We start from the raw sequence: 21,933 nt of genomic DNA, 5'->3' as shown, positions 1-21,933 counted from the left end.
CGGCGCCGGCCGCGCGTACGCCGCGCCGCCCCCGCACGTACCGGGGGCGTGTCCCGCGCCGGTGCGGGGAGCACCGGGGCTACCTGCCTATTCTGCCCGCCCGCCGAGGCGGGTAGGTTTCGACAGAGCCGACCCGTGGTTTCGGCCGGCACGGCCAGTGAGCACGAGGAGTGCAGGTGCGCGAGTTCTCCGTCCCGCCGATCGTCACCGTCGGCGACGCGGCCAACCTCACCGATCCGGTCTGGGACAACGCCGAGGTCGCCCCGGACGCGGTCCAGTTCGTCCGCCCGAGCGACGGCGGGACGGCCTGGGCCGACGTCACCTGCCGGCAGTTCCGCGACGAGGTCGTCGCGGCGGCCCGGGGCCTGGTCGCCGCCGGCGTCCAGCCGGGCGACCGGGTCGGCCTGATGAGCCGCACCCGCTACGAGTGGACCCTGCTGGACTACGCGATCTGGGCGGCCGGCGCGGTCACCGTGCCGATCTACGAGACCTCCAGCGCCGAGCAGGCCGCGTGGATCCTCGCCGACTCCGGCGCGGTGGCCTGCGTGGTGGAGAGCAACGCCCACGCCACCCTGGTCGCGGGCCTGCGGGACCGGCTGCCCGAGCTGCGGCACGTCTGGCAGATCGACCTGGGCGCGGTGGACGACCTGGTCCGCTCCGGCGCGTCGGTCGACCCGGCCGAGATCGACCGGCGGCGCGCCGCCGTGCGCGCCGACGACCTCGCCACCGTCATCTACACCAGCGGCACCACCGGCCGCCCCAAGGGCTGCGTCCTCACCCACCGGAACATGTACGCCGACATCGCCAACGCGGTGCCGGTGCTGCCGAACCTCTTCCGGCCCGACGCGTCGACCCTGCTCTTCCTCCCGCTGGCGCACGCCTTCGCCCGGCTGATCCAGATCGGCGTGGTCCAGGCGCGGGCCACCATGCGGCACTGCGCGGACACCAGGAACCTGGTCGCCGAACTGCAGGACTTCCGCCCCACCTTCGTGCTCTCGGTGCCCCGGGTGTTCGAGAAGGTCTACAACGGGGCCAAGCAGAAGGCCGAGGCGGACGGCAAGGGCAGGATCTTCGCCCGTGCCGAGCAGGTCGCCATCGCGTACAGCGAGGCACTGGAGACCGCCGGCGGCCCCGGCCTGGCGCTGCGCGTGCAGCACGCGCTCTTCGACCGGCTGGTCTACCGCAAGCTGCGGGCGGCGCTCGGCGGCCGGTGCCGCGACGCCATCTCCGGCGGCGCCCCGCTCGGCGCCCGGCTGGGCCACTTCTTCCGCGGCATCGGCGTCAGCGTCTGCGAGGGGTACGGCCTGACCGAGACCTCCCCCGCCGCCGCCGCGAACCTGCCCGACGCCACCCGGATCGGCTCGGTCGGCCGGCCGCTGCCGGGCGTGACGATCCGGATCGACGACGACGGGGAGATCCTGATCTCCGGCGACCTGGTCTTCCGCGGCTACTGGCGCAACGAGGAGGCGACCGCCGAGGTGCTCAGCCCGGACGGCTGGTTCCGCACCGGCGACCTGGGTCACCTCGACGCCGACGGCTTCCTGAGCATCACCGGCCGGAAGAAGGAGATCATCGTGACGGCCGCCGGCAAGAACGTCGCCCCGGCCGTGCTGGAGGACGAGGTGCGGGCGCACCCGCTGGTCAGCCAGTGCCTGGTGATCGGCGACCGGCAGCCGTTCATCGCCGCGCTGGTCACCCTCGACGAGGAGGCGCTGCCGCGGTGGCTGTCCGCCGCGGGGCTGCCGGCGGACACCCCGGTCGAGAAGCTGCGCGAGCACGAGGGGCTGCGGGCGGAGATCCAGGGCGCGATCGACACCGCCAACCAGGCGGTCTCCAAGGCCGAGGCGATCAAGGTGTTCCGGATCCTGCCCCGCGACTTCACCGAGGCGACCGGCGAGCTGACGCCGTCGCTGAAGGTCAAGCGCCAGGTCGTGCACAAGTCGTACGCGGCGGAGATCGCCGACATCTACCGACGCTGACTACCATCCGTCACGTGCCCGCCTCGACGCCCACCCGGCCCCAGCCGCATCCCCTCGCCGCCGCGGCGCGCGTGGTCATGCTGGCGCTCGTCGCCGTCCTGACCCTGTTCGCCACGCGCGACGCCACCCAGCTCTGGTGGGTGGCGCTGCTCGCCGCCGCCGGGCTGCCCGCGCTGCTGGCGCCCGAGCACCTGCTGGTCGGCCCGCTCAGCCGGGTGGCCGAGGTGGTGGTGCTGGGGCTGGCCGCGAGCCAGGTCGCCGCCGTCGCGACCATCGGCGGGAACGTCGGCGGGCTGGGCGCCTCCGCGGTGCTGCCCTACCTGGCGGTCCCGGTGACCGTCACCGCGCTGCGCCGCCGGTTCGCCGAGGGGGCCGCCCTGCTGGCGGTCACCGCGGCCACCCTGCTGCTCGCCGGCGCGCTCACCGAGGTCGACGGCGGCCGGCAGATCGCCCAGCTCGGCTACCTCGCCGTCTGCGCCCAGTGGCTGATCCTGGCCGGGCTCGGCCTCTACGCGGCCAGCACCCTGCACCGGGTGATGCGGGTCCGCGACGAGGGCAAACCCCAGCCGTACGCCGAGGCGACCCGGCTGCTGACCCAGCTGCGCACGGTGGCCCGGCAGCTGCCCGGGGCCACCCTCGATCCGGGCGGCATTTCCGAGCACCTGCTGGAGGAGCTACGCACGGTGGCCCGGGCCGACCGGGCGGCCGTGCTGTCGGCCAGCGGCGGCGGGCGGCTCGTGGTGCTCGCGCAGGTGGGCGTGGACCGGGTGGACTGGGAGACGACGCTGGACGCGGATTCGGCCATCGCCGACGCGTGGGCCAGCCAGCAGCCGCAGACCGCCGCCCGCTCGCAGGCCCGGTCGCACCGGGGCGGCGAGGTCTCCGCGCTGATCGTGCCGCTGGTGGCCGGGGTGCGCACGGTCGGCCTGGTGGTGCTGGAGGCGGACGCGGCGCAGGCGTACCCGGCCGGGGTGGTGGCCCGGGTGACCGGGCTGACCCGCCCGGCCGCGCTCCGGCTGGAGGCGGCGCTGCTCTTCGACGAGGTCCGCTCGCTGGCCACCAACGAGGAGCGGCAGCGGCTGGCCCGGGAGATCCACGACGGGGTGGCACAGGAGCTGGTGATGGTCGGCTACGGCATCGACAACGCCCTCGCCACCGTGCACGACGACGCCGAGGAGACCGCCGAGAGCCTGCGCGCGCTGCGCCACGAGGTGACCCGGGTGATCACCGAGCTGCGGCTGAGCCTGTTCGAGCTGCGCAGCGAGGTCGACCGGCACGGCGGGCTGGCCGCCGCGATCGCCGAGTACGCCCGCACGGTCGGCGCCTCCGGCGGGCTGCGGGTCCACCTGTCCCTGGACGAGTCCACCGCCCGGCTGCCGGCCGCCACCGAGGCCGAGCTGCTGCGCATCGCCCAGGAGGCGGTCACCAACGCGCGCAAGCACGCCGGGGCCGCGAATCTGTGGGTCACCTGCGAGGTCGACCCCCCGTACGCGCAGATCGAAGTGTCGGATGACGGTCAGGGGATCGCTGACCAGCGCTCGGACGGGCACTACGGTCTTGCGATCATGGCCGAGAGGGCGGAACGTATCCGGGGCCGGTTGGAGATCAGGCCGCGGCAGCCGAGCGGCACGACCGTCGCGGTGGTGCTCGGCTCGTCGCCCCGGCGCGATAACGTGCGCGGTAGCGTAGCGGCAGCAGAAGGGGAGTAACCCGAGGATGACCACAAGTCCGACACCGGCGACCCGTACCAAGGTCCTCCTTGTCGACGATCACGACCTGATCCGCAAGGGCCTGCGGCACGCGTTCGAGCGTGACCGGCAGTTCGAGGTCGTCGGCGAGGCCGCCACGGCGGCGGAGGGCGTACGCCAGGCCGGTGCGCTGCAGCCGGATGTGGTGATCATGGACCTGCGGCTGCCCGACGGCAGCGGCTTGGAGGCCACCCGGGCGCTGCGCAAGTCGAGCGCCTCGATGGGCATCGTCGTGCTCACCATGTACGCCGGCGACGACCAGCTCTTCGGCGCCCTGGAGGCCGGGGCGAGCGCCTTCGTGCCCAAGACCGCGCCGGCCGACGAGGTCGTCGCCGCCGCCCGGCACGCCGCCTCCTCCCCCAGCGCCTTCACCGCCGCCGACCTGGCCGAGGCGATGAAGCGCCGGCTGGCCCCGTCCGGGCCGCAGCTGTCCCCTCGCGAGGGCCAGGTGCTGCGGCTGCTCGCCGACGGGATGAGCGTGGCGGGCATCGCCAAGCAGCTCTTCGTCAGCGAGTCCACCGCCAAGACCCACATCTCGAAGCTCTACGAGAAGCTGGGCGCGGCCAACCGGGCGCAGGCGCTGATGACCGCGCTGCGGCTGGGCCTGCTCGAGGCTCCGGACGCCCCGAAGTTCTGAACGGCTCCCTCCGGGGAGCCCAGTGATGCACCACCGACAGGCCCGCGCCCGCCGGCGCGGGCCTGTCGGTGCATCGACCGACGTCGTCATCTTGCGGGGCGGCGCGCTATGGTCTCCCCGCCGGGCAACCGGCAGAATACCGGCGCGGGCAACGGCGTCCGCACCGCCGACACGAGGGGTGAGCGCATGCAGCGGCCGGACTGGGCACCCGACGAGATCGACATCGAGCGCCCCAGCGTGGCCCGCATGTACGACTACTACCTCGGCGGCTCGCACAACTTCGCGGTGGACCGGGCGGCGGCCCAGGCGATGGTGGCCGCCGTGCCGGAGGCGCCGCTGATGGCGCAGGCCAACCGGGCCTTCCTGCGCCGGGCGGTGCAGTTCCTCCTCGACGCCGGCGTCCGGCAGTTCCTGGACATCGGCTCGGGCATCCCCACCGTCGGCAACGTGCACGAGATCGCCCAGCGCGAGGCCCCCGACGCCCGGGTCGTCTACGTCGACGTGGACCCGGTGGCGGTGGCGCACAGCCGGGAGATCCTCGACGGCAACGACCGCGCCGCGGTGGTGCAGGAGGACCTGCGTCGTGCCGAGCGCATCGTCGCCCACCCCGAGGTCCGCCGGCTGCTCGACTTCGACCGGCCGATCGCCGTGATGATCGTGGCGGTGCTGCACTTCGTGTCCGACGACGACCGGCCGGCCGAGCTGCTGCGGACGCTGCGCCAGGCGCTGGCGCCGGGCAGCTACCTGGTGCTCTCGCAGGCCAGCGCCGACGGCCGCGCCGACGAGGAGCGGGCCGACGCCGAGCGCGTCTACCGGCGCACCGACAGTCCCCTGTGGATCCGCAGCCGGGGCGAGCTGACCGCCCTGTTCGACGGCTTCGAGCTGGTCGAGCCCGGCGTGGTCTGGGTGCCGCAGTGGCACCCGGAGTCCGCCGACAGCGCCGAGGACGCCGAGCGGGCGGCCTTCATCGGCGGCGTCGGGCGGCTCGATGGGTGAGCCGCCGGGGGCCGCGGCCCTCGCCGTGCCGCCCGGGACGACCGTGCGGCATCCGCCGCGCCCGGGGGCGTTCGCCCGGGCGTGGGCCAAGGCCGTCTCCGGCACCAGTTACCTGCCGATGACCCAGGCACAGCTGGAGGCGCTGCTGCAACGCCTCACCGACCAACTCGCGGCGGCGCTGCTGTCCGACCCGTTCGACCTGCGGGTCGGGCACCGCGTCGGCACGGAACTGGTGGCCGCGCACATCGCGTCGCCCGAGGCGCTGGGGCGTACGGTCGAGGTCGTCCAGCTCCGGCTGGCCCGCGACCTCGGGCTGGTCGGCGAGGAGGTCGGGGACCGGCTGGCCCGGCTGCTGGCCGCGGTGTCCATCGGGTACTCCCGGGCGCTGCGGGACCGGACGCTGGACGAGCAGGAGTCGATCCGACGGGCCGCGATGACCGCCCGGGCGCAGGCGGAGCGGGCGCTACGCGCCAGCGAGGCCCGCTTCCGCCACCAGGCGACCCACGATCCGCTGACCGACCTGCCCAACCGCGCGCTGTTCACGGAGCGCCTGAGCGCCGCGATCGACTCTCCCGGCCCGGGCGGGGAGCGCGTCGGGGTCTGCTTCCTGGACCTGGACCGGTTCAAGGTGGTCAACGACTCGCACGGGCACCAGGTCGGCGACGGGCTGCTGGCCACCGTTGCCGACCGGCTCCGCCGGGCCATCGACGGGCACCTGGTGGCCCGGCTCGGCGGCGACGAGTTCGTCGTCCTGGTCGAGCGCACCACCGGCACCGACGACGTCGTCGCCGTGGCGGAGGCGGCGCTGGCCGCCGTGCGCGAGCCGGTGCTGGTGGACGGGCACGAGCTGTGCGTGTCGGCGAGCATCGGCATCGTGGAGCGGCAGGTCGCCGGTACCTCCCCCGGTGACCTCATGCGGGCGGCCGACAGCACCCTGCACTGGGCGAAGGCCGCCGGCGGCGCCCGCTGGGCGCTCTACGACGCCGACCGCGACCGCCGGGAACTGGCCCGGTACGCGCTCTCCGCGGCCATCCCGGCCGCCCTGGAGCGGGGCGAGTTCTACCTCGACTACCAGCCGCTGACCTCGCTGCGCGACGGCCGGGTGGTCGGCGTGGAGGCGCTGGTGCGGTGGCGTCACCCGGAGCTGGGCGTCCTGCGACCGGACAGCTTCATCGGCCTGGCCGAGGAGACGGGGCTCATCGTCCCGCTCGGCGGGTGGGTGCTGGCCGAGGCGTGCCGGCAGGCGGGTAGCTGGTCCGCCGGAGTCGCGACGGCCCCGTTCGTCAGCGTCAACCTGGCGGTACGGCAGGTCCGCCGCCCCGGCCTGGTCCAGGAGGTCCGCGGACTGCTGCGGCGCACCGGCCTGCCGCCGGAGCGGCTTCAGCTGGAGATCACCGAGAGCACCATGATGAGCACCGCCGAGGAGCCCGTCCGGGCGCTGCGGGTGCTGGCCGACCTCGGCGTCCGGATCGCCATCGACGACTTCGGCACCGGCTACTGCAACCTGGCGTACCTGCGGGACCTGCCGGTGACCGAGCTGAAGGTGGCCGGCCAGTTCGTGGCCGGGCTGCGCGCGCCGGAGAGCCGGGCCGACGAGCGGATCCTCGCCTCGCTCGTGGCCCTGGCGCACGCGCTGGACCTGACCGTCACCGCCGAGGGCGTGGAGACCGCCGGGCAGGCGGAGCGGCTGCGGGCGATCGGCTGCGACGCCGCCCAGGGCTGGCACTTCGGCCGCCCGGACTCGGCCGAGCGCCTCCTCGAACGCCTCCGCTGACCGCCGGCCACCCCACCGGCGACGCCCCTTCCGGCCGCTGTCGACCTGCCCCACCGGACGGGGGCATCCAGGCAGGGCTGCCGTTCCGTCACTGTCGACCTGCCCCAACGGGTGGGGCAGCCGGGCAGGGCACCCGTAGTCGGGGCGGCGATGGCAGCGGCCGGTCCGGGGTCGGAACGGCGAACGCCTTGGTCTCATAGACGGGGCAGCTCGACAGCGTGCAGCCGGGCACACCCGGACCCAGCCGGGCCGGCGTCAGCCGGCCAGCAGGGCCGTCATCCGCCGCGCCTGGGTCTCCCAGCGCCACTCCCGCTCCACCCATGCGCGACCGGCCGCGCCGAACTGGCGGGCCAGGTCCCGGTCGGCGAGCAGCGTGGCCACCCGGTCGGCGAGCTGGGCGACGTCCCGGCCACGCACCACGAACCCGGTCTCGCCCTCGCGTACGGCGTCCGGCGCGCCGCCGGAGTCGCCGGCCACCACCGGCAGGCCGGTCGCGGAGGCCTCCAGGTAGACGATCCCGAGCCCCTCGACGTCCAGCCCCCGGTTGCGGGTGCGGCACGGCATCGCGTAGACGTCGCCGGCGGCGTAGTGGGCGGGCAGTTCGGCGGACGGCACCGAGCCGGTGAAGACCACGTCCCGCTCGACCTCCGCCTGGCGTGCCAGCTTCTCCAGCGTGGCCCGGTAGGGCCCGCCGCCGACCACCAGCAGCGCGGCGTCGGGCACCCGCCGGCGGATCTCGGGCATCGCCCGGATCAGCATGTCCTGGCCCTTGCGCGGCACCAGCCGGGAGACGCAGACCACCACCGGGCGGTCGGCCAGGCCGAGCCGACGCCGCACCGGTTCGCCGTCGACGGACGGGTGGTAGGTGTCCACGTCCACCCCGGGCGCGAGCCGGTGCAGCTCGGTCACCCCGTGCAGCGCCCGCTCCAGCCGCACCCTGGTGTACTCGCCCAGGTAGGTGGTCACGTCCACGCCACGACCGATCCGGCGCAGCGCGGCCCGGGCCCCCGGCAGCGCGGCCCAGCCGACCTCGTGGCCGTGGGTCTGCGCCACCGCCCGGCGGATGCCCGCCCGGCGCCGCAGGCCGGCGGCGAGCAGCCCGAGGGGGGCCGCCGCGCCGAACCACACGGTGTCGCAGTCGTACGCCCGGGCCAACCGGGCGGCCCGGCGGGCCACCAGCGGGGTGGGCAGCAGCACGCCGGTGCGCTCCCGGACCACCTCTAAGGGCTGGTCGGCGTCGAACTTCTCCGCGCCGCGCCAGGTCGAGGCGTAGACGACCACCGAGCCGGCGGGCTGGCGCACCGCGAGGTTGTGCACGAAGGACTGGATGCCGCCCGGGCGGGGCGGGAAGTCGTTGGTGATCAGCAGCGTACGGCTCATCGGCCGGCCTCCCTGGCATGGGCGCGGGCGGCGGCCATCCGCTCGACCGTAGACGGGTGCGTGGCGGAGTAGAGGTACTCCCAGCGCGGCGGATCGGGGTCGGCCAGGTTGATCCCGGCGAGCCGGCGCTGCATCGCCTCGAAGGCGGCCGGGTCGCCGGTCAGGGCCAACGCGTGCGCGTCGGCGCGTGCCTCCACCCGCCGTGACATCAGCGCCTGCACCGGGGTGGAGACCAGCCCGGCGACCGTCACCAGGGCGATCAGCAGGGGGAACGCGCGCGGTTGGGCGACCGAGTCGACGCCGGCCAGTCGCAGCAGCGGGCCGGAGGACCCGATCAGGTAGAGCGCGACCACCGCGGCGGCGGCGCCCAGCGCCCCGGTCAGCGTGCCGACCGCCACGTCGCGGTCCTTGGCGTGCCCCAGCTCGTGCGCCACGACGGCGGTCACCTCGGCCGGCGTCGCCTCGCGCAGCAGCGTGTCGTAGACGACCACCCGTCGGGTCGGCCCGAGGCCCGAGACGTACGCGTTCACCGCCCGGGTGCGCCGCGAGGCGTCGGCGACCAGCACGTCGCGCACGGGGACGCCGTCGCGGGCCGCCATCGTCATCAGCTCGGTGCGCAGCGGGCCCTGCTCCATCGGGGTGAACCTGTTGAACACCGGTTCCACCAGCACCGGCAGCACGAAGGAGAGCAGCACCACCAGGGTCGCCGCGCCGGCCGCGCCGAACGCCCACCACCAGCGCGGCGACAGCCGGATGACGGTGTAGAAGCCGAGCAGCGCCACCGCGCCGATGACGGCGCTGACCGCGTACGACTTGAGCAGGTCGACCGTCCAGCCGCTCCAGCCGTTGGTGGCGAGCCCGTAGCGGGTGAGCACGCTCTGGCGCCAGGCGGCGAACGGGAGGGTGACCAGGTCGGCGACGAGCACCACGGCGAGCCCACCGAGCACGGCCTGGGCGATCCAGTGGCCGCCGAAGGGACGGCCGGCCAGCTCGACCAGCCGGCTGCCCAGCGGGGTGAGGCCGAGCGCCAGGGCGACCAGCAGGCCGACGGCCAGCGCGGCCCAGCCGGCGGGGCGCAGCGCGGAGCGGAACTCCCGGCTGTGGGCCACCTGGTCGGCGGGGAGGCCACCCAGCGCGGCCAACTGGTCGGCCCGCGGCGCGGGCGGGCGCTGCCACGGGATCAGCACCGCGGCGGTCACCACCAGGGCCACGGTCAGGCCGACCAGGGTCAGCACCGCCCAGCCGCGCGGGCTCACCGGGGCCCACCCGGCACCGCGCGGCGGCCCGCCGGCGGCACCGCCCGCGACCGTCGGGGCCCCACGGCGCCGCCGATCGCGGCGAGGCTGCCGCCACCGCGCCGTACCCGCGTCATGCGCCGCTCCCTCCCGCCGTGAGCGCCCATCCTATTGCCCGCGTCGGCGACGTTCGCCCCGACCGGACCCGCACCCCGCCGCCGGCTGCCCTCCTGGCGGCTCGCCGAGGCCGGGCTTGGCTGTCGCAGCCCGGCGTCGGCCGCCGTCGTGCCCCACCGACGCCATCGCGCGCCATCATGACGCCATACGACGCCAATCTGTCTTGCCATGACGCCACTGTGATGTCATAGTGGCGTCATGGACCTGACGTCGTATGTCGACAACCTCCGGCAGGAGCTGGCCGGCGTCGCCGAACTCGGCGGCGAGGAGGCCCGGGCGCTGGCCGAGCGACTGGCCGGTCCGCTCGAGTCGGCGCTCCGACTGGCGCTGCTGGACGCGCTGACCGCCGCGGCGGCGGAGATCACCCGCGACCTGGCACCCGGTTCGGTCGAGCTGCGCCTGCGCGGGCGCGAGCCGAGCTTCGTCGTGACGCCACCGCCGACCGGCCCGGAGTTCCAGGGCGAGCCCGAGGCTCCCGAGCCGGCCACCCCACCACCGGCGGACACCGAGGAGGGAGCCACCTCGCGGATCAGCTTCCGCCTCTCGGAGCACCTCAAGAACCGCATCGAGGAGGCGGCCGCCCGCGACGGCCTCTCCGTCAACGCCTGGCTCGTCCGGGCGGCGACCGCCGCCGTGGCGCCGACCGGGGCGGCGGGCCGGCACGCGCCGCGACGCGCCCCCCGGGGCGGGGAGCGCTACACCGGCTGGGCTCGCTGAGCGCCCGCCACCGGTTCGCGTCACCACCTCCCACCATCCGTCCCGTTCCGGGACGTCCACTCCGTTCAGAAGGGACCGTCGTGCCCACATTCGACACCCCGGCGCCGATCTCGGCCACCGTCGACCTGGTCGTCGGTGACGCTCGGATCACCGCGACCGACCGCACCGACACCGTCGTCGACGTCCGGCCGAGCAACGCCGCCGCCGACGCCGACGTCCGGGCCGCCGAACAGACCCGAGTGGAGTACGCCGACGGCCGACTCCTGGTCAAGGCACCCCGGCAGCGCGCATTCGGCCTGGTCGGCAAGCCCGGCTCGATCGACGTGACGATCACGCTGCCCGCCGGCTCACACCTGCACGGCGACGCCTCGGCGGGGGCGTTCCACGGCACCGGTCGGCTCGGCAACTGCCGGATCCGGATCGCGGCCGGCGACATCCAGCTGGACCGCACGGCCAACGCCGATCTCGACACCTCCGCCGGCGGCGTCCGGGTGGAGCACGTCGCGGGCGAGGCCCGGATCAGCACCGGGTCCGGCCGGATCCGGGTGCAGGAGGTCGAGGGCGACGCGGTGGTCAAGAACTCCAACGGCGAGAGCTGGCTGGGCACCGTAACCGGCGAGACGCGCGTGAAGGCGGCCAACGGCGACATCGCCGTCGACCGCGCGCACGCCTCGGTCACCGCCACCACCGCCAACGGCGACGTCCGGATCGGCGAGGTCTCGGCGGGCACGGTGTCGGTCAGGACCGCGAGCGGCGGGCTCGACATCGGCGTGCGCTCCGGCACCGCCGCCCTGCTCGACCTGCACACCCAGTTCGGCCGGGTGGACAACCACCTCGAGGCGTACGAACCGCCCGGCGAGCCCGAGAGCGCCGTGCGCGTGAGCGCCCGGACCTCCTTCGGCGACATCGTGATCCGCCGCTGCTGATCCCCCACGCCACCACCTCCCGGTCGGCTCGACGGCCGGCCCAGCCCCCGACCGGCCCGACGGCCGGCGTGGAAGGAGAAGACGTGCCATCCAACTCGACCCCGGCGGCCATCACGGTCGCCGGCCTCCGGAAGTCCTTCGGCGACCACGTGGTGCTCGACGGGATCGACCTCACCGTCGCCGCAGGGACGATCTTCGCGCTGCTCGGCCCCAACGGCGCCGGCAAGACCACCACCGTGCAGATCCTGTCCACCCTGATCGGCGCCGACTCCGGCGAGGCGCGGGTCGCCGGTCACGACGTCGCCCGGGAGCCCGACGCGGTACGCGCCGCGATCGGCGTGACCGGCCAGTTCTCCGCCGTCGACGGCCTGCTCACCGGCGAGGAGAACCTGCTGCTCATGGCCGACCTGCACCACCTGTCCCGGGCCGAGGGGCGGCAGCGCGCGCGGAGCCTGCTCAGGATGTTCGACCTGGTCGAGGCGGCCGGCAAGCCCGCCGCCAGCTACTCCGGCGGGATGCGCCGGCGGCTCGACCTGGCGATGGGTCTGGTCGGCCGCCCCCGCGTGGTGTTCCTCGACGAGCCGACCACCGGGCTCGACCCGCGCAGCCGGCAGGCCATGTGGCAGATCGTCCGGGACCTGGTGGCGGACGGCGTCACCATCTTCCTCACCACCCAGTACCTGGAGGAGGCGGACCAGCTCGCCGACCGGATCGCCGTGCTCGACCACGGCCGGCTGGTGGCGGAGGGCAGCGCGGCGGAACTCAAGCGGCTCGTCCCCGGCGGGCACATCAGCCTGCGCTTCGCCGACCGGGCCGGGTTCGACTCGGCCGTGGTCGCTCTCGGCGACTCGTCCCGCGACGCCGCCGAACTCACCCTGCACGTGCCCAGCGACGGCGGTGTCCGGTCGCTGCGGAACCTGCTCGACCTGCTGGACAGCCAGTCGATCGCCGTGGAGTCGCTGTCGGTGCACACGCCCGATCTCGACGACGTCTTCCTGGCCCTCACCGGCCAGCCCGAGAAGGTGGGAACCCCCCGATGAGCACCCTGGCCTACGCCGTACGCGACTCCGGCACGATGCTGCGCCGCAACCTGCGACGCGGGATGCGCTACCCGTCGATGACGGTGCTGCTCGCCGGCATGCCCATCCTGCTCCTGCTGCTGTTCGTCTACGTCTTCGGCGCGACCCTCGGCGCCGGGCTGGGCGGCGGTTCGGGCGACCGGGGCGACTACGTCGACTACGTCACCCCGGGGATCCTGCTGATAACCACCGGCCTGGCGGCCACCGGGACGGCGGTGTCGGTCGCCATGGACATGACCGAGGGCATCATCGCCCGGTTCCGGACCATGGCGATCGCCCGGGTGTCGGTGCTGACCGGCCACGTCCTGAGCAGCATGGTGCAGACCATGCTCAGCCTGGCGGTGGTCACCGGCGTCGCGCTGCTCATCGGGTTCCGGCCCACCGCGAGCGCGCCGGCCTGGCTGGCGGCCGCTGGCGTGCTGGCCATGACCACCTTCGCGTTCACCTGGCTCTCGGTCGCGATGGGTCTGGTCTCCAAGAGCGTCGAGACGGCGAGCAACCTCCCCATGCCGCTGACCTACCTGCCCTTCATCGGCAGCGGATTCGTGCCCACCGACTCGATGCCGGACGGGCTGCGGCAGTTCGCCGAGTACCAGCCCTTCACCCCCATCATCGAGACCCTGCGCGGGCTGCTGACCGGCGGGCCGGTGGGGACGAACGCCGCTCTCGCGGCGGCCTGGTGCGCCGCCATCGCGCTGGTCGGCTATCTCTGGGCGAAGAAGCTGTTCAACCGGGACCCGTCCCGCTGACCCGCACCGACCACGGGTGCCCCGACCGGCCGACCGGTCGGGGCACCCGTGGTCGCGGTCGCGGATCGGAGTCCCGGCGCGGAACTCCGACCGTGGAGGCCAGCAACGCCGGCCGGCCGTGCTGCGCCCGCGGCCGGCCCGGTCACGCGACCTGGTGCCGCCCGGCGGGCCGGCGGGCCGCCCGGGGTGCGGACAGCACCTCCACCTCGAACCCGGCCCGGGCGAACACCTCGATCGCCCGGGCCTCGGCGCCGCCCAGCCCGGCGGCCGGGGACGAATCGTCGAACAGGGCGGTGACCAGGCAGTCGGAGCAGCCACTCCCCCGGATCCCGCACCCCGCACAGTCGATGAGCATCACGCCTCCTGGTGCGCTGCGGCGACCGGGCGCGGCGTCACCGTCGCCACCCGAACACCGTCGGTCACCGCGACGCTAGGCGCGGGGTACGACAGAAAGGGACAACGGGGTCGCGGACGGCCGGAATGCGATCAAGCACCCCGATCAGGACCGGGCGAGCCGGCGCAGCAGCGAGTCGGCCCCGAGCGGGTACGCGCCGTGCCGGCGTACGCCGTCGGCGACCTCGCGGTCGGAGGAGACCACCACCACCGGCCGGCCCGGCGGCTCGGCGCGGACCAGGCGCCGGATCAGCTCGTCGGCGGTCTCGCCCTTGCGGGAGAAGAGCACCCGGACCCCGCGCGGCGACGGGGGCAGCCCGTGCATGCGTTCCGCGCCGTCGAAGACCACGGTGACCTCGTCGCCGGTCTGCGCGGCGATCCCGCCCAGGCCGGTGATCAGCCGCTTGCGCTGCTGCTCCAGCGACATCTCGCCGAAGCCGCGCTTGGTGACGTTGTAGCCGTCGACGACAAGGTGCGCCCGGGGCAGCGCCAGCAACTGGTCGAGGCGGGCCGGGTCGTCGGTGTCGCGGGCGCGGGTGGCGGCGCCGGCCGCCGGGGCGGCGGTCTGGTCGGCGAAGGCGTCGGCGACGAAGTCGGCGGGCAGCTTGTCGACCGGGTCCAGCGCCAGCTCGCGGCGCAGCCCGACGGCTGCCTGCCCGATGGTCTCCAGCAGCAGCCACAGTCGGGCGTCGTCCACCGACCGGGCCTCCTTGGCGCTGGCCCGGGCGACCCCGGCCGTCGCCTCCGCCTCGGCCAGCCGGGCCCGGACCCGGCGCAGCTCGGCGTCGGCGTCCGCCGCCGCCCGGGCGGCCCGGCCCCGCTCGGTGGCCAGCAGCTCGTTGGCCTTGCGCTCGCGGGCCTGCGTCTCGCGCAGCGACCGGCCCAGCTGCCGGCTCTCCTCGCGCAGCTGCCCCAGCTCCTCGCGCACCCGGGCCAGCTCGTCGCGGAGCTTCTCCGCCTCCACCCGGGCCACCGCCCGGTCGTGCTCGGCGCGGGTGGCCCGCTGCTCGGCCTCGCGGACCAGCTCGGCGACGACCGCGCTGTCGGCCTCCGCGCGCACCGCCGCGCCGCTGGCCTCGATCAGCTCCCGCCACCCCCGGGGCCGGGCCAGGTAGGCCAGCGCGGCCACCTCGACCGGGTCGGCGGCGGCGGGCGCGGTGCCCTCGAGCACCGCCGCACCCAGGTCGCCGGTGTCGGCGAGCACCCGCGCGGTGATCCGCTGCCGGAACAGCGGATCCCCGGTGAGCTGGGCGGCGATCGCCGGGGCGCCGAGCCGGGCCCGGCGGTTGGGGGCGAACTTGGCGACCCGGCGCAGCGGCACCGGCACCTCGTCGGCGGGCAGCCCGGGCAGCACGGCGGCGGTGAGCGCCACGATCCGCTGGCGGACCGGCTCGGGCAGCACTGGCTCCGGCTCGGGCGTGGACCCGTCGTCCGCCGATCCCTTGGGCGCCGATCCCTTGGGCGCCGATCCCTCGGGCGTGGACCCGTCGTCCGCCGGGCCGTCGGCGACGACCCCCTCGGCCGCCTCGCGACCGGGCTCGACACCGGCCGGCCCAGGCCCCGGCTCGACCGCCGCGGGCAGACCGCCCCCGTCGGGGCCGAGCCCACCGGCGTCGCGCACGGTGTCGACCGGCTCCTCCTGCGGGAGGCGGTCGTCGTGCGGCTCGGTGAGGGGCATGTGGCAAGTCTCCCACCGCGACCGGGCCCACCGCCCGGTGAGTGAGCCGATCTCTCATCCTAGACCGGTGGTGACGGCTGGTGCCGGTGGGACGGGAGTGTCGGACCGGGACGCTAGCGTGCCGCCGATGGCACAGACGGAGTACGTCCAGGAGCCGCTGGCCGGCTTCGACCCGGGCGCGGGCGGGATCGATCCCGCGCTGCCGCTGTACGCGACGACGTTCGTGGTGGTCGACCTGGAGACCACCGGCGGCGCGCCGGACGGCGGCGGGATCACCGAGATCGGCGCGGTGAAGGTGCGCGGCGGCGAGGAGCTGGGCGTGCTGGCCACCCTGGTCAACCCGGGCGTGCCCATCCCACCGTTCATCACGGTGCTCACCGGCATCACGCAGGCCATGCTGGTCCCGGCCCCGCCGATCGAGCAGGTGCTGCCGAGCTTCCTCGAGTTCGTCTCCGACGCCGTGCTGGTCGCCCACAACGCCCCCTACGACGTCGGCTTCCTGAAGGCCGCGTGCGCGAAGCACGGCTACCGCTGGCCCAATCCCCGGGTGCTCGACACCGCCGCGCTGGCCCGCCGGGTGCTGACCCGCGACGAGGTGCCCAACCGCAAGCTCGGCACGCTCGCGGCCTACTTCCGCACCGCCACCCAGCCGACCCACCGGGCGCTCGACGACGCCAGGGCCACCGTCGACGTGCTGCACGGGTTGATCGCCCGGCTCGGCGGGCACCGGGTCGACACGATCGGCGACGCCATCGAGTTCGCCCGGGCGGTCACCCCGACCCAGCGGCGCAAACGGCACCTGGCGGAGGGGCTGCCCAAGGCACCTGGGGTCTACATCTTCCGGGCCGCCGACGACCGGCCGCTCTACGTCGGCACCTCCGGCGACATCGCCACCCGGGTGCGCAGCTACTTCACCGCCGCCGAGAAGCGGGCCCGGATCTCCGAGATGCTCGCCGCGGCCGAGCGGGTGGAGGCGGTCGAGTGCGCCCACTCGCTGGAGGCGGAGGTCCGCGAGCTGCGGCTGATCGGGGCGCACGCGCCGCCGTACAACCGGCGGTCGAAGTTTCCGGAGCGGGCGGTCTGGCTCAAGCTGACCGACGGTCCCTACCCCCGGCTCTCGGTGGTTCGGGGCATCGCCCCCGGCGACGCCGGCTACCTCGGCCCGTTCAGCTCCCGCCGGGCGGCGGAGCTGGCCGCCGCCGGCTTCCACGACGCCGTGCCGCTGCGGCAGTGCACCCACCGACTCTCGCTGCGCACGGTCACGCCGGCCTGCGCGCTGGCCGAGCTGGGCCGCTGCCCGGCGCCCTGCGAGCACCGGATCACCCCGGAGGAGTACGACGTCCGCGCCGTCGCGCCGTTCCGCACCGCGACCGCCAGCGACCCGCAGCCGGTGGTCGACGCGCTGCTGGCCCGGATCGAGGTGCTCTCCCGCGACCAGCGCTACGAGGAGGCGGCGGTGGTGCGTTCGCGGCTGGCCGCGGTGCTGCGGGCGACGGTGCGGATGCAGCGGCTGTCCGCGCTGACCGGGATCGCCGAGTTGGCCGCGGCCCGCCCGGCGGCCCGGGGCGGCTGGGAGCTGGCTCTCGTGCGGCACGGCCGGCTGGCCGGGGCGGGGGTGTCGCCGCCCGGCGTCCACCCTCGACCGACGATCGCCGCGATCCGGGCGACCGCCGAGACGGTGCCGCCCGGCCACGGCCCGGTCCCGCACGCCTCCGCGGAGGAGACCGAACGCATCCTGTCCTGGTTGGAACGACCCGAGACCCGGCTGGTCGAGATGTCCTCCGGATGGGCTTCCCCGGTGGCTGGCGCGGCGCGCTTCCGCGACCTGTTGAGCAAGGCCGAGAGCGCCGCGTCCCATCAACTCTCGACCGAACGCTCATGACCAAGTGACCGATCGGACGACGTCGACTCGCTTAGGCTGTTAGAGAAGTGCAGTCCTGCCCGTTTCGTGGGCCTGCTCCCGGTTGCCGGGTCCCGGCGGCCGTGGGGCCGGGGTGAGGAGGTGTCCCACGTGGACGTCGACGCCGGACGCGGCGCCGCCCTGGGGGGCGCCCTTCCGACCCAACCGGGCGAGCTGCCGCTGGCCCGCCGGCTCCGGTCGCTGCTGAGCTGGCCCACCGCCGATACCGACCCGGTCAACCACCTCGTCCGGACCCATCGGACGATCCACCCGGGCACCGAGCCCTCCGTGCTGCGTCGGGCCTACACCATCGCGGAGAACATGCACCGCGGGCAGTTCCGCAAGAGCGGCGAGCCCTACATCACCCACCCGCTGGCGGTGGCCCAGATCTGCGCCGAGATCGGCATGGACGCCACCACCCTGGTCGCCGCGCTGCTGCACGACACCGTGGAGGACACGCGCTACACGCTCCAGGCTCTCGCGGAGGACTTCGGGCGGGAGGTGGCGCACCTGGTCGACGGGGTGACCAAGTTCGACAAGGCGTTCTACGGCAAGGCCGCCGAGGCCGAGACGATCCGCAAGATGATCATCGCGGCCGGCAAGGACGTCCGGGTCCTGATCATCAAGCTGGCCGACCGGCTGCACAACATGCGCACCCTGGGCGTCCGGTCCGCCGCGTCCCGGGAGCGGATCGCCCGCAAGACGCAGGAGGTGCTGGTCCCGCTCTGCGACCGGCTGGGCATCCAGTTGCTCAAGCGGGAGCTCGACGACGTGGTGCTGCTGCACCTGGAGCCGGAGGAGCACGCCCGCATCGCCCGGCACGTCCACGACCGGCCGGGCTGGGACGCGTACCTCGACGAGGTGGTCGCCCGGGCGAAGTCGGCGCTGCGCCGGAACCGGGTCGACGCCGAGGTGACCGCCCGCCCCCGGCACCTCTACTCGATCTGGAAGGACACCGTGGCCGGCGGCCACGCCGCCCCCTACGACCTGCCCCGCATCGCGATCGTGGTGGACGGCCCGGCCACCGACTGCTACGCGGCGCTGGGCGCGGTCCACGGCCTGTGGCGGCCGGTCCCCGGCCGCTTCAAGGACTTCATCGCCTCCCCGAAGAACAACCTCTACCGCTCCCTGCACACCAGCGTCTGCGGGCCGAGGGAGCGCACCGTGGAGGTGCTGATCCGCACCGAGGAGATGCACCGCTCGGCCGAGTACGGCGTCGCCGCCGACTTCCGCTTCCCCCGGCCGGGCGGCACGGCCGCCTGCGCGGAGCAGCTCGACTGGCTGCGCCGGGTGCTCGACTGGGAGCAGGACGCGGCCGACCCGGCACAGTTCCTCGAGTCGCTGCGCTGCGACCTCGCCGAGACCCAGATCCAGGTCTTCGCCGACGGGCGGCAGGTCGTGCTGCCGGCCGGGGCGACCCCGGTCGACCTCGCGTACGAGCTGGGCACCGAGCGTGGCGACCACTGCCTGGCGGCGCGGATCAACGGCCGGCTGGCCCCGCTCTCCTCCGCGCTCGAGGAGGGCGACGTGGTGGAGATCTTCACCGAGACCGACGCGGCGAACGGCTTCGACGCCGACGTCGCCCCCCGCGGCCCGCGCCGGGAGTGGCTCGGCTTCGTCAAGTCGCCGCACGCGCAGATGCAGATCAGCCGGTGGTTCGCCGAGCACACCGAGCCGGGCATCTCCATCACCGACAAGGTCCGCCTCGGCCGGGCCACCATCGGGCTGGCGCTGCGCAAGCACGACCGCGGGCTGGCCAGCGACCTGCCGCTGCTGCGGCTGTCGGAGGAGCTGGGCTACCCCGACCTGGAGACGCTGCTGGTCGCGGTCTTCGACCGGGTCATCGAGCCGGACACGGTCGTACGCCAACTCATCGACCTGGTGGACCACCGGCAGTGACCGCCCGTCGGGCCCGGGTCGTCCGAACGTTCCTCGGGGCCACTAGCCTGGAGCCATGATCCCCCGCTCGCGCGCCACCGGCCGGGCCGTCGCCTACCAGGTCTTCTACCGGCTGCCGCTGCCGGTGCGCCGCCGCCTGGTCCGGCTGGCCGTACCGAAGTACATCGTCGGCGCGGTCACCCTCGTCCGCGACGCCGAGGCCGAGGGGGCGGGGCGGCTGCTGCTGCTGCGCCAGCCGCCCGGCCGGGGCTGGGGGCTGCCCGCCGGCCTGTTGCAGAAGGGCGAGGCACCGGTGGTGGGAGCCGCCCGGGAGTTGTACGAGGAGTCCGGCATCCGGCTCTCCCCCCGCCAGCTGAGCCCCGCCGTCCCCAACGCGATCGTGCACGCCAAGGGCTGGGTGGACGTGGTGTTCACCGCCGAGGTGCCGGCGTCGACCACCGAGCTGAAGGTCGACGGCGCCGAGGTCTTCGAGGCCGCCTGGCACCCGCTGGACGACCTACCCAAGCTGACCTGGCCGACCGCCCGGCTGCTCGCGTACTACGACATCGGGCCGCTGGCCGGACAGTTCCCGCCCCCGGTGCCCGACGCGCGGCCGTGAACGCCGACCGGGCCGGCCGAGCGGCCGCCACCACCGTCCCGGCCGACCGCGGCGCGGCCACCACCGCCGACCGGGCCTACGCCCCCGCCACCGTCCCGGTCGACGTCTGCGCGGTGGTGCTCGCCGCCGGCGAGGGCACCCGGCTGCGGCCGCTGACCGAGCGGCTGCCGAAGGCGCTCTGCCCGGTGGGCAACGTGCCGCTGCTGGACCGGGCGCTGGACCGGCTGGCCGGGCTCGGCCTGGTCGGGCCGGCCCGGGTCGCGGTCAACGCCTGCTACCTCGGCGCGCAGGTCGTCGCGCACGTCGGGGACCGCGCCCACCTGTCGGTCGAGCCGGGCGCGCCGCTCGGCACCGCCGGCGGGGTGGCCAACCTGCGGGACTGGATCGCCGGGCGCGGGGTGCTGGTCGGCAACGCCGACGCCTACCTCGCCGACCCCGAGCGACCCGCGGGGCCGGACATCGCCGCGCTGCTGCGCGGCTGGGACGGCGACTCCGTACGCCTGCTCGGCCAGCCCGCCGCCGACCCGCGGGCGCCGGGCACCTTCGACGGCCACGTGTTCACCGGCTTCTCGCTGCTGCCGTGGCGGCTGGTGCGGGAGCTGCCGGTCGGGTTCGGCGACCTCGTCCGGGCGGTCTGGCGCCCGGCGGAGGCGGCCGGCGCGCTGACCGTCGTGCCCTATTCCGGCACGTTCTACGACACCGGCACCCCGGCCGACTACCTGGCGGCCAACCTGCACGCGGCCGGCGGCGGCAGCCTGGTGGCGCCCACGGCCACGGTGACCGGCCGCTGCCGGGCGGCGGTGGTCGGCGCCGACGCGGTCGTCCAGGGCGACGTGGAGCGTGCCGTCGTCTGGCCGGGCGCCACCGTGGGCCCCGGCGAGCGCCTGCGCGACGCGATCCGCGCGGGCGCCACCCTCACCGTCCCCGCCACACCCCCGTCCCGGGGCCCGGGGAACATCTAGCATGGGCGACGACGCCGACGAACGGAGAAATGCCCCGTGATCACCGCGATCGTGCTGATCGACTGCGCCACCGACTCCATCCCCGAGGTGGCCGAGGCCCTGGCCGCCCTCCCCGGCGTCAGCGAGGTCTACTCGGTGGCCGGCCACGTCGACCTGATCGCCATCGTCCGGGTCCGGGAGTTCGACCAGATCGCCAAGGTGATCGCCGGCAGCATCTCCAAGGTGCCGGGGGTGCTGAACACCGAGTCGCACATCGCGTTCCGGGCGTACTCCCAGCACGACCTGGAGGAGGCGTTCGCGATCGGGCTCGCGAACGCCGACTGACCACGGACGCCGGCCGGGCCGGCACGGGCGCGTGACGGCCGGTCCACCCAATGGTGGACCGGCCGTCGTGGTACGGCGACGTCAGCTCTGCGTGGGAGCCGGCGTCTCGGTGGTGGTGCCGCCCGGAGCCGGCGACTCGGTGGTGCCGCCCGGAGCCGGGGTCTCGGTGGTGCCGCCCGGAGCCGGGGTCGTGCCGCCCGGGCTCGGCGTGGCGGTGCCGCTGGCCTGCGGAACCGGGATGCCCAGCTGCTCGGCGAGCTGGACCAGCGCGTCGTAGTGCGCCTGCAGCGTCGGCAGGGCGGTCTGGGCCAGCTGGACCACCGTCTGGTCGGAGCCCTGCGAGATCTCCGTCTGGGTGGCCTGGATGGCCTGGACGTGGCCGGCCAGCTCGCTGGTCACCCAGAGCCGGTCGAACTCCTCGCCGCTGGCGTTGTTGAGCTGGTCGAGGACGGACTGCTGGTCCGCGGTGGGCTCGGCCGGCAACTGCACCCCGAGCTGGGACGCGGTCTGCTGGACCGTCTGGTCGAGCTGCGTGTGGTCCGTCTTGAACCGGGCACCCAGGTCCTTGACCCCCTGGTTCTGGCCCTTCTGCTGGGCCAGGTCACCCGCGGTGATCTCGAACAGATTCACCTGGTGCATGGCCTGCAGGTACTGGGTGTCCTGCTGCGACGGCTGCACCGCGGCCTGCGCCGCCGCTGCCGGCGCGATTCCCACCAGCACCAGCGCGGCCAGCAGGCCGAGGCGTTTGATACCCAACATGCTTCCTCCCCCTCGAGACGTTG

Annotated in this window: 19 protein-coding genes; 14 read left to right on the top strand and 5 right to left on the bottom strand. The window is 75.0% G+C overall.

Annotated elements, in window-relative coordinates:
- Window positions 1-176 precede the first annotated feature (176 nt).
- From AB0G14_RS03045 to AB0G14_RS03025, 5 genes are all read left to right on the top strand, one after another.
- Window positions 177-1,979 (top strand): long-chain fatty acid--CoA ligase, encoded by a 1,803-nt coding sequence (locus AB0G14_RS03045; RefSeq protein WP_357693149.1) that lies wholly within the window; start codon window positions 177-179, stop codon window positions 1,977-1,979.
- A 14-nt stretch (window positions 1,980-1,993) separates the two neighbouring features.
- Window positions 1,994-3,688 carry a GAF domain-containing sensor histidine kinase gene (locus tag AB0G14_RS03040; RefSeq protein WP_357693147.1) on the top strand — a complete coding sequence of 565 codons (1,695 nt, stop codon included), beginning with the start codon at window positions 1,994-1,996 and terminating at the stop codon, window positions 3,686-3,688.
- Between the two features lie 7 nt (window positions 3,689-3,695).
- On the top strand, window positions 3,696-4,364 hold the full coding sequence (locus AB0G14_RS03035) for a response regulator transcription factor (RefSeq protein ID WP_007072219.1): 669 nt from the start codon (window positions 3,696-3,698) through the stop codon (window positions 4,362-4,364).
- 186 nt (window positions 4,365-4,550) lie between these two features.
- Window positions 4,551-5,360 (top strand): SAM-dependent methyltransferase, encoded by an 810-nt coding sequence (locus tag AB0G14_RS03030; protein ID WP_357693145.1) that lies wholly within the window; start codon window positions 4,551-4,553, stop codon window positions 5,358-5,360.
- 118 nt (window positions 5,361-5,478) lie between these two features.
- Complete coding sequence (locus tag AB0G14_RS03025) at window positions 5,479-7,134, top strand: bifunctional diguanylate cyclase/phosphodiesterase (RefSeq protein ID WP_357693348.1); 1,656 nt, start codon at window positions 5,479-5,481, stop codon at window positions 7,132-7,134.
- Window positions 7,135-7,389: 255 nt separating this feature from the next.
- On the opposite strand, the gene AB0G14_RS03020 is transcribed toward AB0G14_RS03025, so the two are convergent.
- Entirely contained in the window at window positions 7,390-8,514 is a 1,125-nt protein-coding gene (locus AB0G14_RS03020) for a glycosyltransferase family 4 protein (protein WP_357693143.1), read from the bottom strand.
- Window positions 8,511-9,770, bottom strand: a complete 1,260-nt coding sequence (locus AB0G14_RS03015; RefSeq protein ID WP_357693141.1) for a M48 family metallopeptidase — start codon at window positions 9,768-9,770, stop codon at window positions 8,511-8,513. The genes AB0G14_RS03020 and AB0G14_RS03015 overlap by 4 nt, the downstream gene beginning before the upstream one ends.
- Window positions 9,771-10,124: 354 nt before the next feature.
- On the opposite strand from AB0G14_RS03015, the gene AB0G14_RS03010 reads away from it, so the two are divergent.
- From AB0G14_RS03010 to AB0G14_RS02995, 4 genes are all read left to right on the top strand, one after another.
- Window positions 10,125-10,643 carry a hypothetical protein gene (locus AB0G14_RS03010; protein WP_357693139.1) on the top strand — a complete coding sequence of 173 codons (519 nt, stop codon included), beginning with the start codon at window positions 10,125-10,127 and terminating at the stop codon, window positions 10,641-10,643.
- Window positions 10,644-10,723: 80 nt separating this feature from the next.
- Complete coding sequence (locus tag AB0G14_RS03005) at window positions 10,724-11,569, top strand: DUF4097 family beta strand repeat-containing protein (RefSeq protein WP_357693137.1); 846 nt, start codon at window positions 10,724-10,726, stop codon at window positions 11,567-11,569.
- Between the two features lie 83 nt (window positions 11,570-11,652).
- Window positions 11,653-12,609, top strand: a complete 957-nt coding sequence (locus tag AB0G14_RS03000; protein WP_357693135.1) for an ATP-binding cassette domain-containing protein — start codon at window positions 11,653-11,655, stop codon at window positions 12,607-12,609.
- Complete coding sequence (locus tag AB0G14_RS02995) at window positions 12,606-13,397, top strand: ABC transporter permease (RefSeq protein WP_357693133.1); 792 nt, start codon at window positions 12,606-12,608, stop codon at window positions 13,395-13,397. The genes AB0G14_RS03000 and AB0G14_RS02995 overlap by 4 nt, the downstream gene beginning before the upstream one ends.
- A gap of 142 nt (window positions 13,398-13,539) precedes the next feature.
- Here the strand turns inward: AB0G14_RS02995 and AB0G14_RS02990 are convergent, their stop codons facing one another.
- Complete coding sequence (locus AB0G14_RS02990) at window positions 13,540-13,752, bottom strand: hypothetical protein (protein ID WP_357693131.1); 213 nt, start codon at window positions 13,750-13,752, stop codon at window positions 13,540-13,542.
- Window positions 13,753-13,896: 144 nt separating this feature from the next.
- Complete coding sequence (locus tag AB0G14_RS02985) at window positions 13,897-15,468, bottom strand: NYN domain-containing protein (RefSeq protein WP_357693129.1); 1,572 nt, start codon at window positions 15,466-15,468, stop codon at window positions 13,897-13,899.
- A gap of 127 nt (window positions 15,469-15,595) precedes the next feature.
- Here AB0G14_RS02985 and AB0G14_RS02980 point away from each other — a divergent pair, with 127 nt between their 5' ends.
- The 5 genes from AB0G14_RS02980 to AB0G14_RS02960 all read left to right on the top strand — a co-directional run bounded on the left by AB0G14_RS02980 (window position 15,596) and on the right by AB0G14_RS02960 (window position 21,151).
- Window positions 15,596-17,350, top strand: a complete 1,755-nt coding sequence (locus AB0G14_RS02980) for a DEDD exonuclease domain-containing protein (RefSeq protein WP_357693127.1) — start codon at window positions 15,596-15,598, stop codon at window positions 17,348-17,350.
- A gap of 129 nt (window positions 17,351-17,479) precedes the next feature.
- A complete protein-coding gene (locus AB0G14_RS02975) occupies window positions 17,480-19,267 on the top strand; it encodes an HD domain-containing protein (RefSeq protein WP_357693346.1) in 1,788 nt (595 codons plus the stop codon).
- Window positions 19,268-19,322: 55 nt separating this feature from the next.
- Entirely contained in the window at window positions 19,323-19,865 is a 543-nt protein-coding gene (locus AB0G14_RS02970) for an NUDIX domain-containing protein (RefSeq protein ID WP_357693125.1), read from the top strand.
- Between the two features lie 113 nt (window positions 19,866-19,978).
- A complete protein-coding gene (locus AB0G14_RS02965) occupies window positions 19,979-20,827 on the top strand; it encodes a sugar phosphate nucleotidyltransferase (RefSeq protein WP_357693344.1) in 849 nt (282 codons plus the stop codon).
- Window positions 20,828-20,863: 36 nt separating this feature from the next.
- Window positions 20,864-21,151: an Lrp/AsnC ligand binding domain-containing protein gene (locus AB0G14_RS02960; protein ID WP_357693123.1), complete on the top strand. Its 288-nt coding sequence runs from the start codon at window positions 20,864-20,866 to the stop codon at window positions 21,149-21,151.
- 81 nt (window positions 21,152-21,232) lie between these two features.
- Here the strand turns inward: AB0G14_RS02960 and AB0G14_RS02955 are convergent, their stop codons facing one another.
- Window positions 21,233-21,910 (bottom strand): DUF4142 domain-containing protein, encoded by a 678-nt coding sequence (locus AB0G14_RS02955; protein ID WP_357693121.1) that lies wholly within the window; start codon window positions 21,908-21,910, stop codon window positions 21,233-21,235.
- Window positions 21,911-21,933 lie beyond the last annotated feature (23 nt).

The organism is Micromonospora sp. NPDC023814 (assembly GCF_040639595.1).
In the GTDB taxonomy this organism is placed as follows: Bacteria; Actinomycetota; Actinomycetes; order Mycobacteriales; family Micromonosporaceae; genus Micromonospora.
Note: the sequence above shows the minus strand (reverse complement) of the source record. Positions and strands in the feature narration are given on the sequence as shown.

Bases quoted from the DNA above. Each gene is read 5' to 3' on its own strand.
- AB0G14_RS02955 (WP_357693121.1), bottom strand. From the start codon at position 21,910: ATGTTGGGTATCAAACGCCTCGGCCTGCTGGCCGCGCTGGTGCTGGTG.
- AB0G14_RS02990 (WP_357693131.1), bottom strand. From the start codon at position 13,752: ATGCTCATCGACTGTGCGGGGTGCGGGATCCGGGGGAGTGGCTGCTCC.
- AB0G14_RS03030 (WP_357693145.1), top strand. From the start codon at position 4,551: ATGCAGCGGCCGGACTGGGCACCCGACGAGATCGACATCGAGCGCCCC.
- AB0G14_RS02970 (WP_357693125.1), top strand. From the start codon at position 19,323: ATGATCCCCCGCTCGCGCGCCACCGGCCGGGCCGTCGCCTACCAGGTC.
- AB0G14_RS03025 (WP_357693348.1), top strand. From the start codon at position 5,479: ATGACCCAGGCACAGCTGGAGGCGCTGCTGCAACGCCTCACCGACCAA.
- AB0G14_RS03035 (WP_007072219.1), top strand. From the start codon at position 3,696: ATGACCACAAGTCCGACACCGGCGACCCGTACCAAGGTCCTCCTTGTC.
- AB0G14_RS03020 (WP_357693143.1), bottom strand. From the start codon at position 8,514: ATGAGCCGTACGCTGCTGATCACCAACGACTTCCCGCCCCGCCCGGGC.
- AB0G14_RS02995 (WP_357693133.1), top strand. From the start codon at position 12,606: ATGAGCACCCTGGCCTACGCCGTACGCGACTCCGGCACGATGCTGCGC.
- AB0G14_RS02980 (WP_357693127.1), top strand. From the start codon at position 15,596: ATGGCACAGACGGAGTACGTCCAGGAGCCGCTGGCCGGCTTCGACCCG.
- AB0G14_RS02985 (WP_357693129.1), bottom strand. From the start codon at position 15,468: ATGCCCCTCACCGAGCCGCACGACGACCGCCTCCCGCAGGAGGAGCCG.
- AB0G14_RS03010 (WP_357693139.1), top strand. From the start codon at position 10,125: ATGGACCTGACGTCGTATGTCGACAACCTCCGGCAGGAGCTGGCCGGC.